16 protein-coding genes are annotated in these 14,802 nt (G+C 53.9%); 9 read left to right on the top strand and 7 right to left on the bottom strand.

Annotation, left to right across the window (positions count from 1 at the left end; genetic code table 11):
- Positions 1–474: 474 nt before the first annotated feature.
- Positions 475–987, top strand: coding sequence for a 2-thiouracil desulfurase family protein (locus tag ACRQ84_RS01270; protein WP_483816979.1), 513 nt, complete (start codon positions 475–477; stop codon positions 985–987).
- Here ACRQ84_RS01270 and ACRQ84_RS01265 read toward each other — a convergent pair.
- The gene (locus tag ACRQ84_RS01265; RefSeq protein WP_483816978.1) at positions 939–1,178 is read right to left on the bottom strand and encodes a DUF1272 domain-containing protein; all 240 of its coding nucleotides are present in this window, start codon (positions 1,176–1,178) and stop codon (positions 939–941) included. The genes ACRQ84_RS01270 and ACRQ84_RS01265 overlap by 49 nt on opposite strands.
- 204 nt (positions 1,179–1,382) lie before the next feature.
- Here ACRQ84_RS01265 and ACRQ84_RS01260 point away from each other — a divergent pair, with 204 nt between their 5' ends.
- Positions 1,383–2,507, top strand: coding sequence for an AI-2E family transporter (locus ACRQ84_RS01260; RefSeq protein ID WP_483816977.1), 1,125 nt, complete (start codon positions 1,383–1,385; stop codon positions 2,505–2,507).
- Between the two features lie 111 nt (positions 2,508–2,618).
- Positions 2,619–3,299: an HAD family hydrolase gene (locus tag ACRQ84_RS01255; RefSeq protein ID WP_064740518.1), complete on the top strand. Its 681-nt coding sequence runs from the start codon at positions 2,619–2,621 to the stop codon at positions 3,297–3,299.
- Positions 3,300–3,827: 528 nt separating this feature from the next.
- Here the strand turns inward: ACRQ84_RS01255 and ACRQ84_RS01250 are convergent.
- From ACRQ84_RS01250 to ACRQ84_RS01225, 6 genes are all read right to left on the bottom strand, one after another.
- Entirely contained in the window at positions 3,828–4,403 is a 576-nt protein-coding gene (locus ACRQ84_RS01250) for a TerD family protein (RefSeq protein ID WP_064740516.1), read from the bottom strand.
- A 69-nt stretch (positions 4,404–4,472) separates the two neighbouring features.
- Positions 4,473–5,051: a TerD family protein gene (locus ACRQ84_RS01245; RefSeq protein WP_008103744.1), complete on the bottom strand. Its 579-nt coding sequence runs from the start codon at positions 5,049–5,051 to the stop codon at positions 4,473–4,475.
- 50 nt (positions 5,052–5,101) lie between these two features.
- Entirely contained in the window at positions 5,102–6,139 is a 1,038-nt protein-coding gene (locus ACRQ84_RS01240; RefSeq protein ID WP_064740515.1) for a TerC/Alx family metal homeostasis membrane protein, read from the bottom strand.
- 24 nt (positions 6,140–6,163) lie between these two features.
- Complete coding sequence (locus ACRQ84_RS01235; RefSeq protein ID WP_064740514.1) at positions 6,164–6,619, bottom strand: tellurite resistance TerB family protein; 456 nt, start codon at positions 6,617–6,619, stop codon at positions 6,164–6,166.
- A gap of 20 nt (positions 6,620–6,639) precedes the next feature.
- On the bottom strand, positions 6,640–7,821 hold the full coding sequence (locus tag ACRQ84_RS01230; protein ID WP_483816976.1) for a TerD family protein: 1,182 nt from the start codon (positions 7,819–7,821) through the stop codon (positions 6,640–6,642).
- Positions 7,821–8,405 carry a TerD family protein gene (locus tag ACRQ84_RS01225; protein ID WP_064740512.1) on the bottom strand — a complete coding sequence of 195 codons (585 nt, stop codon included), beginning with the start codon at positions 8,403–8,405 and terminating at the stop codon, positions 7,821–7,823. Before ACRQ84_RS01225 ends, ACRQ84_RS01230 begins: the two co-directional genes overlap by 1 nt.
- Before the next feature lie 320 nt (positions 8,406–8,725).
- On the opposite strand from ACRQ84_RS01225, the gene ACRQ84_RS01220 reads away from it, so the two are divergent.
- The 6 genes from ACRQ84_RS01220 to ACRQ84_RS01195 all read left to right on the top strand — a co-directional run bounded on the left by ACRQ84_RS01220 (position 8,726) and on the right by ACRQ84_RS01195 (position 14,523).
- The gene (locus ACRQ84_RS01220) at positions 8,726–9,784 is read left to right on the top strand and encodes an ATP-grasp domain-containing protein (protein WP_483816975.1); all 1,059 of its coding nucleotides are present in this window, start codon (positions 8,726–8,728) and stop codon (positions 9,782–9,784) included.
- Between the two features lie 10 nt (positions 9,785–9,794).
- On the top strand, positions 9,795–10,922 hold the full coding sequence (locus ACRQ84_RS01215; RefSeq protein ID WP_483816974.1) for a phosphoribosyltransferase domain-containing protein: 1,128 nt from the start codon (positions 9,795–9,797) through the stop codon (positions 10,920–10,922).
- Positions 10,915–11,688 (top strand): HAD family hydrolase, encoded by a 774-nt coding sequence (locus ACRQ84_RS01210; RefSeq protein ID WP_483816973.1) that lies wholly within the window; start codon positions 10,915–10,917, stop codon positions 11,686–11,688. The genes ACRQ84_RS01215 and ACRQ84_RS01210 overlap by 8 nt, the downstream gene beginning before the upstream one ends.
- A gap of 1 nt (position 11,689) precedes the next feature.
- Positions 11,690–12,769 carry a cysteine protease StiP family protein gene (locus ACRQ84_RS01205; protein WP_483816972.1) on the top strand — a complete coding sequence of 360 codons (1,080 nt, stop codon included), beginning with the start codon at positions 11,690–11,692 and terminating at the stop codon, positions 12,767–12,769.
- Positions 12,769–13,713 carry an HpcH/HpaI aldolase/citrate lyase family protein gene (locus ACRQ84_RS01200; protein WP_483816971.1) on the top strand — a complete coding sequence of 315 codons (945 nt, stop codon included), beginning with the start codon at positions 12,769–12,771 and terminating at the stop codon, positions 13,711–13,713. Before ACRQ84_RS01205 ends, ACRQ84_RS01200 begins: the two co-directional genes overlap by 1 nt.
- A 342-nt stretch (positions 13,714–14,055) precedes the next feature.
- Positions 14,056–14,523: a tellurium resistance protein TerW gene (locus tag ACRQ84_RS01195; RefSeq protein ID WP_483816970.1), complete on the top strand. Its 468-nt coding sequence runs from the start codon at positions 14,056–14,058 to the stop codon at positions 14,521–14,523.
- Positions 14,524–14,802: the final 279 nt, after the last annotated feature.

Below are 14,802 nucleotides of genomic sequence, written 5' to 3'. Positions count from 1 at the left end.
TGAGGGTAAAACTGAAGCACACAACGCCACATCACTAGCATTGCCGGTAAACAATACCATTTAAATGTGAGAAACTCTTTTGAAAAGCACTATTTTTCAGAAAAATACGCAAAAATCACGGAGACTAAAAATAACATTTTGCGAAACAATGTTTCATTCTAAATAAGGTCTGTGCTCTGACCAGAACAACCTTTCGATAAAAAAAGATGCCAGAAACAAGACTCAATGCAAGTCAGGAAATAAAATAAAAATGCATTAAATCAAGAGCATAGGATATGAACTCATTTCAAAAACCCTTTTCCGCGACCAGAGTTCAGTGTTATTCATCAATCTCCCGGTCATTAATACGATAATATCGACCCATCATCAGATTAATACATGACAGTGATTAATATCGCGCTCAATATTACATCTGTTGCGTAACACTTGAATACTGCGACCTTACCGTCGAGGTTATTTAAGGAAAACGTTTACATGGAAAAAATATTAGTCAGTGCCTGCCTGATGGGATATGCCGTGCGATATAACGCCAGCGATAAAGCGCTGATCTCAGACACCTTAGCGCGCTGGCGCAGCGAGCAACGTCTGGTCATCCACTGCCCTGAACTGGCAGCTGGCTTAAACACTCCACGCTTATCCGCTGAAATTCACGGCGGCAGTGCAGAACAGGTATTAACGGGCGCAGCGCGCATCGTGGAATCAGATGGCAGAGATGTCACCCAGCATTACGTGCTGGCAGCGTGGTTGGCACTGCGTGCGGCACAAGAAGCGGGTTGTCGCTTTGCCCTGCTTACTGATGGCAGCCCGACCTGCGGCAGCCAACGCATCTATGACGGCAGTTTTAGCGGCCAGCAACAGCCCGGTCAGGGCGTCGCAGCAGCACTGCTGCGCCAGCACGGCATTGAAGTATTTGCCGAATCGCAGCTTACCGTGCTGATTCAGCGTGTCACTGTCGCAGATAAATGTCGTGTCGTGGATGCCGGATGACGTGCTAATGCTGCGGCAGGACGAATTGGTCGACGCACCAGTTCCCCGCTGCAATTTGGGCAACGTTGCGCCAACAGGCCTTCCGCACACGCCACACAAAAAGTGCATTCAAACGAACAGATACGCGCATCCAGTGACTCCGGCGGTAAATCTTTATCACAACATTCGCAGTTAGGACGTAATTCCAGCATGATTTCCTCCGGTTCATTTCAGCCACCATCATTACCGTAATCACGCCTGTCTTCCAGCCAGTTAACAGACATCAGGCGGACAAAATGGGACATGTTAGGTCTGCTCACTTCAGGGGCTTAAGCGAACCATCTTTGCTAAAAACATTACATTCCCCGTCAGGCGTTCTATAGTTCACTCGCCCTATCTACTGACGAGACTATGTAATGCGTATTAAAGGACTTAATTTAGGCTTCTTTATCGTTATTTTGGCGATCGTCACGTTCGCCTTTTTTGATGTGCTGACACCGTATTTTTCTGCCATTTTCTGGGCCGCAATTCTGGCAGTGATTTTCCATCCTTTGAAGTCACTGTTGCGCAGCAAAATGGGGGATCGTAACGGCCTGGCTTCATTCGCCACGCTGCTGATTATCTGCTTGATTGTCTTCACGCCCTTGGCGCTGATCACCTCTTCGATGGTGGTCGAAGTCAACACGGTATACACCAAACTGCAGAACAACTCGGCGCAATTCCCGGTGGTGTTCGCCGAACTGCTGCAGCATCTGCCTTCCTGGGCACGTAACTATCTCGCTGAAAACAATCTGAACAACGCGCAAGAGATACAGCAAAAGCTTTCCGGTTTTGCACTTAAAGGCGGCCAGTACATGGCGGGCAGCGTGTTCCTGATCGGCAAAGGTACGTTCACCTTTACCGTTGGCTTTGGCGTGATGCTCTATCTGCTGTTCTTCCTGTTGAAAGATGGTGCCTGGCTGGTGAATTTGATGCTGGAAGCGCTGCCACTCTCAACCTACGTGAAACATCACCTGATGATGAAGTTCGCTGCGGTATCGCGCGCCACAGTGAAAGGCACTGTGGTAGTTGCGGTGGTGCAAGGTGTGCTTGGCGGCTTCGCCTTCTGGATCACCGGCATTGATGGCAGCCTGCTGTGGGGCACCTTGATGGCATTCCTGTCGCTGATTCCGGCGGTGGGCTCCGCGATTGTTTGGGTACCCGCGACCATCTTCTTCTTCGCCACCAGCGCCATCTGGAAAGCACTGTTCCTGATTGGCTTCTTCGTGGTGGTGGTGGGTTTGGTGGACAACATTCTGCGTCCGCTGCTGGTCGGTAAAGACACTAAAATGCCTGACTACCTGATCCTGATCTCCACGCTGGGTGGCATGGAAGTGTATGGCATTAACGGCTTCGTCATTGGTCCACTGATCGCCGCGCTGTTTATTGCCTGCTGGAACCTGCTCTCCGGTCGTGATAACCGTGAGAACTCAGAAGAGATCGACGAAGAGTTTATCGAAGAGGGTAAAACCCGCGAAGAAGAGGGTAAAATCCGCGAGTAAGCGCTTCAAAAGGCTACCGTTTATCGGTAGCCGCATTCACGCAGGAGAATATCGGCCAGCCATTTGCTATCATCGTGGCATTGATTACGGCTTGCGACAAAAGAGAACAACATGTCCATGGAATCCTCCTTAGCGCGTGAAAATCAGGTTCTATCCGTGTTTGATTTTGACGGCACGTTGACCATTCACGATAGCTTTATCCCCTTTCTGCGCTTCAGTTTTAGTAAACGTGCTTTTGCGCGCAGACTCGCCAGGCTGGCGGTACCCACGCTGCACTGCATGCGAAAAAAGCTGACGCGCGATGAGCTGAAAGAGGTGCTTATTAAGACCTTTTTAACCGGCGTTGAGGAGAAATGGGTCCGTGAGCAGGCAAAACTGTTCTGCGCGGCGAACTGGAATAAGCTGATGCGCCCTGCCGGACTGTTGGCGGTTGCCGCGGAAGTGAACTCCAGCGCGGAAGTGACCATCTGTTCCGCTTCGCCCGCGATGGTGTTAGAACCTTTCGCTGAGCGTCTGGGTATCAATCTCATCGGCACCCAATTAGAAGTGATTGACGGCATTCTGACCGGAAAGATAACCGGTCATAACTGCCGCTGCGGGCAAAAAGTCAAGCGACTGGAAAGCGTTTACGGCCCGCTGCATAACTATCACCTGCGTGCCTGGGGCGATACGCGCGGTGATTTTGAATTACTGGCCGCCGCGCAAGATCCGCACTGGCGTCATTTCCATCCAACGTGGAAAAAACGCCGCGTGCCGATGGAAAAACTGCGCATGCTGCGCCTCGATCCTTAGCCGCACTGTTCCGTATTGGCACTGGTTATCACCCAACAAGTGCGCATAAATGCGCATCCTACGAAAACCCCGCCGAATAACCGTAGGGGCGCCATTCATGGCGACCCTACAGGTGCTACAGCGATGATGACTCAGTCATACGCATTATTGCTGCAGCGTGGGTGTTGAGGCGACATCCCAGCCCGCTGAGCGAGTGAGGGATTCCAGGGCGAGCCGCATGGATGCGGCGAGAGGCGGCGCTGAGCAGGAGCGAATCGCCGCCGGTCCGTCAGGAATCGTGAGCGAGTGAAGGCACCGCGTAGCGGCGGGCTGGGCTGGCGCAGGGCCGGGGAGTGAAGAGGGCGTGGCCAGACGCCCTCTTCTCGGTCGCCGCACGGCATAACTACAACTGCTCCAGCCTATGGCGAACGAAAGACGCTCATTGCTTAACTGATCGGGATTACACCATTCATGGTGATTGATTCACATCCGTCCTTTAGATAGTAAAAAGCCCCGGACCAGCCGGGGCTTTGATAACCCTATTTTAAATCAGACGCTCACGCCATGCTGCGATGCCAGCGCGGCCAAGCCGCCCGCGAAGCCCTGACCAACAGCTTTGAACTTCCACTCGGCACCGTTGCGATACAACTCACCGAACACCATCGCGGTTTCGGTAGACGCATCTTCAGACAGGTCAAAACGGGCGATTTCTGCGCCGTTATCATTGTTAAAGATACGCATAAAGCTGTTGCTCACCATGCCGAAGTTCTGCTTACGCGCTTCTGCATCGTAAATGGTCACCGCGAAGACCAGCTTCTTCACATCTGCTGGCACTTTAGACAGGGTGATTTTCACCTGCTCATCATCGCCATCGCCCGCACCGGTGCGGTTATCGCCCTGATGCTCAACGGAACCACACGCGCTCAACTTATTGTTGAAGAAGATAAATCCAGTGTCGCTCAGCACTTTACCGTCGTCACCGACCATAAACACTGAGGCATCGAGGTCAAAGTCCTGACCATCTGTTACACGTGCATCCCAACCCAGACCCGCCATGGCAACATTCATGGTTGGTGCTTCTTTAGTCAGGGAAACGTTACCGCCTTTTACCAGAGAAACTGCCATTTTAAAGCTCCTGCTTTTAATTGGATGATGCGGGCAACGTGAAGTTGCCCGTGAGAGTAATGTCAGCGATTAAGACGCGTTAATGCCGTACTGGGCGCATACCGAGGCCAAACCACCGGCATAACCCTGGCCGACTGCGCGGAATTTCCACTCGGCACCGTTACGGTACAGCTCGCCAAACAGCATGGCGGTTTCGGTAGAGGCATCTTCGGTCAAATCGTAACGCGCTACTTCACTGCGGTCGTCATCGTTTACCAGGCGGATAAACGCGCCGGAAACCTGGCCAAAACTCTGACGACGGGTCTGCGCATCGTGGATGGTGACTACAAACACGATTTTGTCGACATCAGCCGGGATCAAATCCAGTTTGATTTTCAGCGATTCATCATCGCCATCGCCTGCACCGGTACGGTTGTCGCCGGTGTGGGAAACAGAACCGTCGGAAGAGACCAGGTTGTTATAGAAAATAAAGTCAGCATCGCCGCGGACTTTGCCGCTGGCGGACAGCAAGAACGCTGACGCATCAAGGTCAAAGTCCTGACCATCGGTGGAACGTGCATCCCAGCCAAGGCCAACGAGGACGTTTTTCATGGTTGGTGCCGCTTTGCTAAGCGAAACGTTACCGCCTTTAGAAAGAGAAACGCTCATTGTAATTACCTCTTGGTTAATAATTTTTCAGACTCATTGCTGGCAGAAGATCAACTCTCTTCTTTTTCCTCGGGTTTACCGGGGAACATCACGCTGAGCACAATACCGACCGCTAACACGCCGAGTACCACAAACAGGCTGGCGCTAGCCGAGATGCTGTAGCCGTGATGCCAGATATGATCGGTAGCATTCAGACCCAGTTTCACCGCGATGAAGAACAGCAGCACGATAACGGCTTTCTCCAGGTGAACCAGATACTGCTTCAATGCTTCGAGTACAAAGTACAGGGTACGCAAGCCAAGAATGGCGAACATCATGGCGCTGTAAACAATAAGCGGTTCACGACTCACCGCGATAATCGCCGGCACGGAGTCGAAGGCGAACATCACGTCAGAGAGTTCAACCACCGCCACACATAGCATCAACGGCGTGGCATACAGCGCGGCTTTCTTAGCGCGACCGACTGTCACATCTTTGTTTTCGGGCTTCTGTAGCTCTTCATCGACTTCCTTCTGATTTAGCAGGAAGGCGTTGCCACGCATTTTTGGCCAGATCGGGAAGAAACGCTTAACGCCGCGATAAGCAAGGTGCTGCGAGTAATCTTCGATCTCGTCGCTGTCATCGCCGCTTTTCAGCATCATCACCGCTGTCCACGCAACAATCAGCGCAAACACGATTTCGACGTATGGACCGAGACTCAGCAAGCCGGTACCGATCGCCACGAAGATGCCCCTGAAGACAATGGCACCGATGATGCCCCAATAAAGCACACGGTGACGGTAGCGGTCTGGAACGGCGAACCACGAGAAGATCGCCATCATCACGAACAGGTTATCGACGGAAAGCACTTTCTCCAGTGCGTAACCGGTCACGAACAGGCTGGCAACTTCAGCGCCGTGATGGATATAGAGGAAGCCGGCGAAACCCATCGCCACAGCCACCCAAAACACCGACCATAACGCCGCGCTTTTCAGCGAAATCGGCTTGTCGCCGCGGTGCATGAACAGGTCGATAAAAATAGCGCCCACTGAAAGCGCGATGAAAACCGCGACGGTTTCAGCGGGAAAGCCAATATGTGTAGATTCCATGTTTAACCCTTAAAGGACGAAAACTTAAAGCCCAAATATTGCTGGATCGAAGCCCAAAGCCACGGCGATTTCACGCACTGCTTTCTGCTCGTCAGCATCAAAATCACCGTCACTTTTACCGACAGCAATACCTACGCGGACCGCCAACTGTGCGGCTTCCGGCTGATCTTTTAACGCCAGGATGTACTTCATGGTTTCGCCCTTGCCGATTTCCAGATCGAAATCGAAGCTGCTCACCAGCTTGTTGAAGAAATCAATCACTTCCGTGGTATCAAAAACTTTCAATTCCTCGGAAGCGCGCAGAAAACCGATCATCTTCTGCTTCTCTTCCGCGCTCACACCGCCGTCTGCAACCGCAATGCGTGCGCAAACAGCCACTGTACCTTGCATGAATTTCTTATTTTTAAAGCGGCTAACTTGTTTGGTCAGCTCGTCGCGGCCCGAGTTAAACGCCCCTTTAACCTTGTTGAAAAAGCTCATAGTAAATCCTCTGTCTGTAATTATTTGGAACCGGCTCGCCAGTTGAATCCCCAACCGAAAGCTTTATCCATATCGGAATGCCCGTTAAAGAATTGATTGATACGCTCGACGCGGATACTGCCGTTCTCATTGACCAGACGAGCAATCGCACACATGTTGCGGCGGTTCTCGCCTTCCGTCATACGCGTTTCAATCGGTGGCTGGTCTGGGATGTGCAGCGTCACTACGCCATCCGTTTTGTCCCAGCTGGCCGCGCCTTGATAGATGAAGGCGAAAATCAGCACTTCACGAATCTGACTCCACTCGCGACCGTTGATATGCAGCCATTCACCATCGCTCACTTCGCCGGTACGATCGTCGCCCTGCAAGTGTACGAAAGGTTTGGCATGCATGGCGCCAAAGTTGCCGCCCAGTGCCTGGATCACGCCGCGCGAACCGTCCTGCAGCTCCACGAAGGCGCCGAGATCGAGATCCACGCCTTTGTTGCCGCCGAAGAATGAACGCAACCCGCCACCACCGCTGTTCGTCTCACGATGCCAGTTGAGGTTGATGCGGATTTCACCGAAGTTATCGCGCTTGGTCAGGCTGATCGCCGGTTTCTCTTTGGTGAGAGAAACTTTGCTCAGATTGATTTTTGCCGGCGCGGGCGTCGGAGTTGGCGCCGGAGCCGCCTGCGGCGCTGGCGCAGGTATTGGTGCGGGCGCGGGGTCAGCCACATCGACACCAAAATGTTCCGCCAGCGGCTGCAAGCCGCCGTTGAAACCCTGTGCAATAAAACGGAATTTCCAGTCATTATTGCGACGGTAAAGTTCGCCGAGGATCAACGCCGCTTCCTGACGTCCCACCAGCTCCACGCTGCCATTCAGCAGCACTTCACCGCCCTGCTCCACCTGAATTGCCAGGCGTTGCAAACCCGACACGTTGCGGCCGCCGTCACAGGTGACGGTGAAGGCCACTTTCTGCACGTCAGGGCGCAAGCGGTTGAGATCGACAGAAAAGGCGGCATTGTGCCCTTCGCTTTTCAGGCTGATGGTGCGGTCGTCATTATCCGGCTGACCGTAGAACACCATATCGGCATCGCCGTTCACTTTGCCGCTGGCGAACAGACGAAAAGCAGAAGCATCCACGGCTGCGCCAGAAAGCACGCGCACCGTTAGCAGATTAGCGGGAACGGGAGCATTGCTCCCCGGCGTCATATTCATTAGCGCACCACTGCGGCAACGATGTCATTTTGCATCGCGTCGATGGTACGGCCAGCACTCGCGCGGCCGTGCGCCGTAAAGTCCCACAGACCGCCGTTGCGGTGCAGTGAAGCAATCACGATGCCGGTATGGCTGCCTTGCTCAGTCAGCTGATAGCGCGCCAGTTCTTTGCCATTTTGATCAACAACGCGGCAGAAGGCATTTTCCACTTCGTTGAAGGTTTGGCCCTGGAAGCTGTTCACGGTGAATGCGAGATACTCAACATTGGCCGGCAGACGAGACAGCTCGACGTTGATCACTTCATCATCGCCATCGCCTTCGCCAGTGCGGTTATCGCCGCTGTGTTTCACCGAACCACATTTGGAGGTTAATGCGCGGAACCAGATGGTATCAATGGCATTACCGGATTGGTCCAGTAATACGCAGCTGGCATCGAGATCGATGGAATCGCCGCCGCCACCAAAAAGCTTGCCCATGAAGCCTTTCTTTTTAATTGGATCCCAGCCTAAGCCGAAATGTAATTTATTCAGCGAAGCGGTTTGTTTGCTGAGTGAGACCGTCTGATTCTTGCTTAATGAAACCATGTCATAATTCCTTCAAACAGGTTTGAAAAGGGTTTTATATTTGCTTCAAATTCCATGAGGCCAAAATCATATCATGATGGTATTGATGAGCGGCATTAATTTTCACAGCAATTTCATGAAACACAATAAATCGTTTTACAAGAACAAGTTAAGCAAATCACCGCAGTTCAACCCACGCACTAAACATGACAATTCTTTACATTAAAATTCATAAAGTTACGTTAGGGTAAAAAATCATATTATGATTGACTCCTTTCGAGCGTATAAATAAACTCGCAAGCCATAACCCACCGGCAAGCCTCCAGCGGAAATAATTAGAAATGTCTCACAAAATTTGGCTAATGGAAGGTTTATCCTCCCAGCGCGATATAATTAATGGCATTAAATTCACAGCTAAAAAACACAACTACAACGTGTCTATTTATGCCTCCCATCGCCATCAACGTAATGAAATACTTTCTCTGGCCGATCATGCATTAATAGAACCTAACGATATCAATCAGCGCCTCGAATTTATTCTTTCAACCGTAGAAAAACATGCCATTCAGGCGATTCATACCGGCCGCCATGCCCATTGGTTTGAAACCCATCGCGCGGCAATTGAAGCCAGCGGTGCGCGCTTAACCACTGGCGCACGCGATGTCGCCATGCTGGATCTGGCCGATGACAAAGTCGCTTTCGCCCACCATATGAAAAGCCTGAATTTGCCGGTGGTGCCTTCACTGCGCGTGGATTCGCCCGTACAGTTACGCGAGCTGATTGCTAGCCAGCCGTTTGGCGATCTGCCGCTGTGCGTAAAACCGGTTACCGGTATTTATGGCATGGGATTCTGGCAGTTTGATGAAAGCGTCTCGCCGATGGCGGTATTTACCCATCCAGACGCGCGCCGGGTGAAAGCAGAATATTACTTACAGGCGCTGGAAGCCGCCGACAGCATGGAGCCGCTGGTCCTGATGCCGTGGCTGCCGGGACCGGAATATTCCGTTGATATGCTGGCGGAAAACGGCAAGGTGCTAGCCGCCGTAGCGCGCCGCAAAGAAGGCGCATTGCAGTATCTGGAGAACAGCGGTGAGGCCTTTGAGCTGGCGCAAGCCTGTGCTGAAGCCATGGGCGCGGATGGATTGATCAACGTGCAGACGCGCAATGATGCCAGCGGCAAACCGTTATTACTGGAGATCAATATGCGCCCTTCCGGCGGCATTGGTTACACCCGCTTCAGCGGCGTAAATCTTCCCGGCTTGTTTGCGCTACGCCAGCTAGGCTTGATCAGTTACCCGCAGGCGATCGACGAATCCCGCAGCGCCTTCACGCCCGCCACCGTCCGCGCGCTGAGCGACGTGGTTGCTTACAACCCCGTCCTGTCCAACCAGCTTCAATGAGGAATTATTCATGACCACACTTTGGAGCAGGACGCTTTCATGCGGCACGCTGAGCGTCACGCCAACTGGCGGCATCAGCGCTATCGACGATCTGTTTGAGATCGCCGAGCGCCGCAACCCCAAGCGCGCTTTTCTCTTCGTCAGTAAAGTACTGGGCCGCCATATTCCGGTCGCGCCGGAAAAAATGCGCGCCGTTTATCGCCAGCTCGCCGAACAGTTTCCGCCTATCGCTGACGGCCCGGTGCTGTTTATCGGCATGGCCGAAACCGCTGTTGGCCTGGGCGCGGGCGTATTTGATGAAGTGCGCCAGCGCGTGAGCGAAGCGGTGTATCTCACTTCGACGCGCCATCCACAGCAAGCGGATTTGCTGTGCGAGTTTAAAGAGAATCACAGCCACGCTACCGATCATCTGATCTATCTGCCCGAGGATGCGCAGCTGCGCCAGCGCGTGCTGAATGCGCGCACGCTGGTGATGATTGATGACGAAGCCACCACCGGCAACACCTTTATTAATCTGCTCGAGGCACTCCGTAATGATGGCGGACTCAGCCACATCGAACAGGTTGTCGCCGTCACGCTGACTGACTGGAGCGGCGATGCCTTAGCCGCACGCTGCCCGGTGCCACTGCGCAGCATTTCGCTGGTACAAGGTGATTGGCATTGGCAACAGGATCCCGACGCCGCGCTGCCGCCGATGCCCGCCGTCGCACTTAACGATGCCGCCACCGTGCCAATAACCGGTAAACAGAGCTGGGGCCGACTCGGCATGGCAGCGCCGGCTGGCGATCTTGGCCGCACCCTTCAGGCACAGCCGGGTGAGAAAATCCTCGTGCTCGGCAGCAGTGAATTTGTCTGGGAACCCTTCTTGCTGGCCGAACGCCTGGCGGCACAAGGTGCGCAGGTGAAATACAGTTCCACCACGCGCTCACCGATCGCCAGCGGCTTTGCCATCGAGTCCGCCATCGCCTTCGGCGATAACTACGGCCTTGGCATCGCCAACTTCGTTTACAACGTGGCGCATCAGCAGTTTGACCGCATTGTGTTGTGCATTGAAACGCCCGTCGACAGCGTTGATCCGCTGTTAACCACGGCATTGGCTAAGGTTGCGCCACAGGTGGAAGTGATCAGCTATGAATAAACCGGTAATTTTTTCCGACCTCGACGACACGCTATTTCAGACGCGCCGCAAAATGGTGAACGAGCTGGATCTGCAGCCGTTCCGCACCGGCGCGCTCGATCTCAGCCTGCAGCCGCGCAGCTTTATGACCGAAGAGCAGTCAATGCTCGTTGACTGGATGATTGAGCAGGCCGATTTGATCCCGGTCACCGCTCGCGGCACCGAAGAGATCGCCCGCGTGCAGATCCCTTTTCGATCCTGGGCGGTGACGACGCATGGCGCGGTAATCCTCAACCCGCAAGGTGAGGAAGATGCCGAATGGCGCGCGCACATGCTGGAAAAATTGACGCCCTACGGCCCGGCGCTGCTCTCCATGCAGCAGGCGATTACCGACCTGATGGCAGAGCGCGACATCAACGGCTGGGCGCGCATCAACTATGAATATGGCGTGACGCCGATCTATCTGGTGATGAAGCATCGCGACAGCACGCGCCTCGAGGAGCTTTACGCCATCGCCGATGAAATTGAGCAACGTTTCCCCACCGCGGGCTATTACATCCATCGCAACAGCAACAACGTCGCCTGGCTGCCGAACGTGGTGGAAAAAGGCTTAGCCGTCAGCTTCCTGCTGGAAAAACTGCGTAATGAGCGCGGCGTCTTCCCGGTGATTGGCCTCGGTGACAGCCTCAGCGATCACCGTTTTATGAAGCTGTGCAGCTGGTACGGCATTCCGCGTCAGAGTCAGTTTGCCGAGCGCATCAACCAATCCCTATTCGGAGAACAATAAGATGGTGAATAACCTGCCTTTCTCTGGATCGTACCAACCCGGCGACGTCGAATTTCTGCTGAAACCGGTCGAGATCGACATGACGCCGGTCGAGCAAAAAGAGCAGCTGATCCAATCCGGCGCGCGTCACTACTCTGAGATGCTGAGCCAGGAACCGGAACCGACGCGCTGGCATCTCGAGCTGTTTTCGCGCGCGCTGGATCAGGGCGCAGGTCGCCTGGCGAAAGAAGTCACCATGCTGGCGCGGACGCTGACGCAGCAGTTTGGCGACACGCCGATTGTGCTGGTTAGTCTGGTGCGCGCGGGCGTGCCGCTCGGCGTGATGCTGCAACAGGCGCTGCGCGCGATGGGCCGCGAATCTTATCATTACGGCATTAGCATCATCCGCGATCGCGGCATTGATCAGGCCGCGCTGGAAATCATCGAAGCCCGCCACGGCACCGACGGCATCGTGTTCGTCGATGGCTGGACCGGCAAAGGCGCCATCACTGGCGAACTGATCCGCAGCCTGGAACATCGACCCGGTTATCCGGCGCAACCGCGCCTGGTGGTGCTGGCCGATCCTTGCGGGCGGGCGTGGCTTTCGGCCAGCGATGATGACTGGCTGATCCCGTTTGGCATTATGGGCGCGCCGGTATCGGGCTTGATCTCGCGCTCGTTGTGGTCTGAAGAGGGTTTGCACGGCTGCGTGCAGTGCGACCATCTGGCGCAATACGATTGCAGCCAGCAATTGGTGGACACCGTGGCGGAATACGCACGTTCGCTGGATATCAGCGCCCTGCCCGCCTGTCAGCAGGATCCACAACGTCAGCAACAGCTAGTCGCAAACAGTGAAGCGGTGATCGCCATGCTGGCGGCGCGTTATCAGGTGAACAGCATTAACCGCATCAAGCCAGGTATCGCTGAAGCCACGCGCGCCGTACTGCGTCGCGTGCCGGATCAGGTGCTGGTGCGTTCGGTGGACGATCCCGACGTGGCGCTGCTGGTCTATCTGGCCCAACAAAAAGGGCTAACCATCACAGAAGCGGGAGCCGATCTTGGGCAATACCGCGCCGTGACGATAATCAAAAAGGTGCTGTGATGAACGACCGTCTCTCTCCGTGGCGTTTGGGCGCAACGCTGTATATGCCGGCGGTGCGCAGCGATATCGTTGATGCCATTTTGCACCATAAAATCAGCGGCCTGCGCTCGCTGGTGATCTGCCTGGAAGATGCGGTCAGTGATGCGGATTTGCCGCAGGCGCTGCACAATCTCCAGCAAATCCTGCAGGAGCTGAATGCCGAACAGCGTGCCAATGGCAATGCGCAGTGGCCGCTGGTGTTTATCCGTCCGCGCAACAGCGAGATGGGCGCGTGGCTGGTGAAAAACCTCAACCTCAGCGCGATCGATGGCTTTGTGCTGCCGAAATTCACCGCTGATTCTCTGCCGGTGTGGTGGCACATGCTTGAATCGAGCCATCTGTGCATGATGCCGACGCTGGAAACTGAAGAGGTATTTGACGTAGTGGCGATGCGCGAGCTGGCCCTCACGCTGCAAAACCATGCTTGCCGCCAGCGCGTGATCGCCCTGCGCATCGGTGGTAATGATTTGATGAACGTGCTGTCACTGCGCCGTTCGCGTCAATTCACGCTGTATGACAGCCCAATGGGTTACACCATTAAAATGCTGGTGGCGGTGTTCGCTTCGCGGGATTTTGCGCTGACCGCGCCGGTATGTGAACACATCGACGATCAGCAGATTATGGATCAGGAACTGGCACTGGATATCGCGCACGGTTTGGTGGGCAAAACCGCTATTCACCCCAGCCAGATCGGCAAGATTCAGGACATGTTGATGGTTTCGGCCAGCGATCAGGCTGATGCCTTCCGCATCCTCAACTCCAGCCAGGCGGTGTTTAAATCGCAGGGTGCAATGTGCGAACCGGCGACGCATCGCCGCTGGGCCGCCGCGATACTGGCGCGCGCGCAGGAATATGGCATTGCGCCGGATACCCGCTCCGACGGCGCATTGATGCTGGTGACCTAAATGACAAACCTCGTAGGGTGGGCATTCATGCCCACCGCGTTACCACCGCGCACCATGTTAAAACGGTGCCAGTTATGAGAAGAGATGCGATTTCACCAAACCGCACACTCCGTAGCGGCGCGATTAATCGCGCACCTTTGACCTTTAACCGGTGCAAAAGCTATGCACGGTTTTCGTAGGGTGGGCATTCATGCCCACCGCGTCACCACCGAACCACAAACTGGACATAAGAATTCTCGTAACCTATTTACCTGATATTTAACTACCCTCTGATACTGTCGCAAACCGTTTGCCAGGAGGGCGATACAGACCATTGATCACTAACGCAGGCTTCAATCGACCATGCAACTCAGTACCCGACAGACACGCGTATTTATGCTTGCCTCACTGCTCAGCAGCGGCAAACCGGTCGCATCCAGCCGCATTTTAGCCTCGCTCGACTGCTCCGAACCCACGCTAACGCGCGCACTAAAGGAACTGCGTGAATCCTGGTCAGCGGAAATCAAATACAGCCGCCTCACCCACTGCTACCAACTCACCGCACCCGGCAAGCTGGATAAGAAAAGCCTGCGCCATATTAATGAAGCACTCAAGCTCAACGCCGAACGGCAACAGAGCGAAACCGTTAGCCGGGTATTTCTGGATAAAGAAAAAAAGAAAGCGGTGTCACTGTCATTACGCATGTCTGTTTTAAGGAAAATCGACCAGGTGGTGCGGTTGAGTGAAACGACGAGGAGCGATGCGGTGGAGATGCTGGTGGAGAGCGGGCTGGATGAGTTGATTGCACGGTTGCGGGAGGTAAAAAAGTAAGAGTGAAAGTTAATAACATCCAAAAAAGAACTGAATATATGCTGATAAATAGGCGCATTGACGTTGGTTAAAAATATTATTGAGAACATAAAACTGTAAAACTCATTAAAGCCAAAATAATATAACCCTTCCCTGTAATTATTAACGCCTCTATAAAACGTCATACATTCGCGCATACACATTCACGCTAAATAAATACAGCTTCAATAACTACGTCAGGCTGTAGCCCTACAGTTTCGTGACATCGTATGCTGCGAACCTAACCCAATGCGCCCTTGC

Origin of the sequence: Pantoea sp. E2023-21 (assembly GCF_051302795.1) — a bacterium.
In the GTDB taxonomy this organism is placed as follows: Bacteria; Pseudomonadota; Gammaproteobacteria; order Enterobacterales; family Enterobacteriaceae; genus Pantoea; species Pantoea ludwigii_A.
This window is presented reverse-complemented; position numbering and strand designations above follow the sequence as displayed.

Bases quoted from the DNA above. Each gene is read 5' to 3' on its own strand.
- ACRQ84_RS01225 (WP_064740512.1), bottom strand. From the start codon at position 8,405: ATGGTTTCATTAAGCAAGAATCAGACGGTCTCACTCAGCAAACAAACC.
- ACRQ84_RS01250 (WP_064740516.1), bottom strand. From the start codon at position 4,403: ATGGCAGTTTCTCTGGTAAAAGGCGGTAACGTTTCCCTGACTAAAGAA.
- ACRQ84_RS01245 (WP_008103744.1), bottom strand. From the start codon at position 5,051: ATGAGCGTTTCTCTTTCTAAAGGCGGTAACGTTTCGCTTAGCAAAGCG.
- ACRQ84_RS01235 (WP_064740514.1), bottom strand. From the start codon at position 6,619: ATGAGCTTTTTCAACAAGGTTAAAGGGGCGTTTAACTCGGGCCGCGAC.
- ACRQ84_RS01210 (WP_483816973.1), top strand. From the start codon at position 10,915: ATGAATAAACCGGTAATTTTTTCCGACCTCGACGACACGCTATTTCAG.
- ACRQ84_RS01230 (WP_483816976.1), bottom strand. From the start codon at position 7,821: ATGAATATGACGCCGGGGAGCAATGCTCCCGTTCCCGCTAATCTGCTA.
- ACRQ84_RS01215 (WP_483816974.1), top strand. From the start codon at position 9,795: ATGACCACACTTTGGAGCAGGACGCTTTCATGCGGCACGCTGAGCGTC.
- ACRQ84_RS01240 (WP_064740515.1), bottom strand. From the start codon at position 6,139: ATGGAATCTACACATATTGGCTTTCCCGCTGAAACCGTCGCGGTTTTC.
- ACRQ84_RS01195 (WP_483816970.1), top strand. From the start codon at position 14,056: ATGCAACTCAGTACCCGACAGACACGCGTATTTATGCTTGCCTCACTG.
- ACRQ84_RS01200 (WP_483816971.1), top strand. From the start codon at position 12,769: ATGAACGACCGTCTCTCTCCGTGGCGTTTGGGCGCAACGCTGTATATG.
- ACRQ84_RS01265 (WP_483816978.1), bottom strand. From the start codon at position 1,178: ATGCTGGAATTACGTCCTAACTGCGAATGTTGTGATAAAGATTTACCG.
- ACRQ84_RS01220 (WP_483816975.1), top strand. From the start codon at position 8,726: ATGTCTCACAAAATTTGGCTAATGGAAGGTTTATCCTCCCAGCGCGAT.
- ACRQ84_RS01205 (WP_483816972.1), top strand. From the start codon at position 11,690: ATGGTGAATAACCTGCCTTTCTCTGGATCGTACCAACCCGGCGACGTC.
- ACRQ84_RS01270 (WP_483816979.1), top strand. From the start codon at position 475: ATGGAAAAAATATTAGTCAGTGCCTGCCTGATGGGATATGCCGTGCGA.
- ACRQ84_RS01260 (WP_483816977.1), top strand. From the start codon at position 1,383: ATGCGTATTAAAGGACTTAATTTAGGCTTCTTTATCGTTATTTTGGCG.
- ACRQ84_RS01255 (WP_064740518.1), top strand. From the start codon at position 2,619: ATGTCCATGGAATCCTCCTTAGCGCGTGAAAATCAGGTTCTATCCGTG.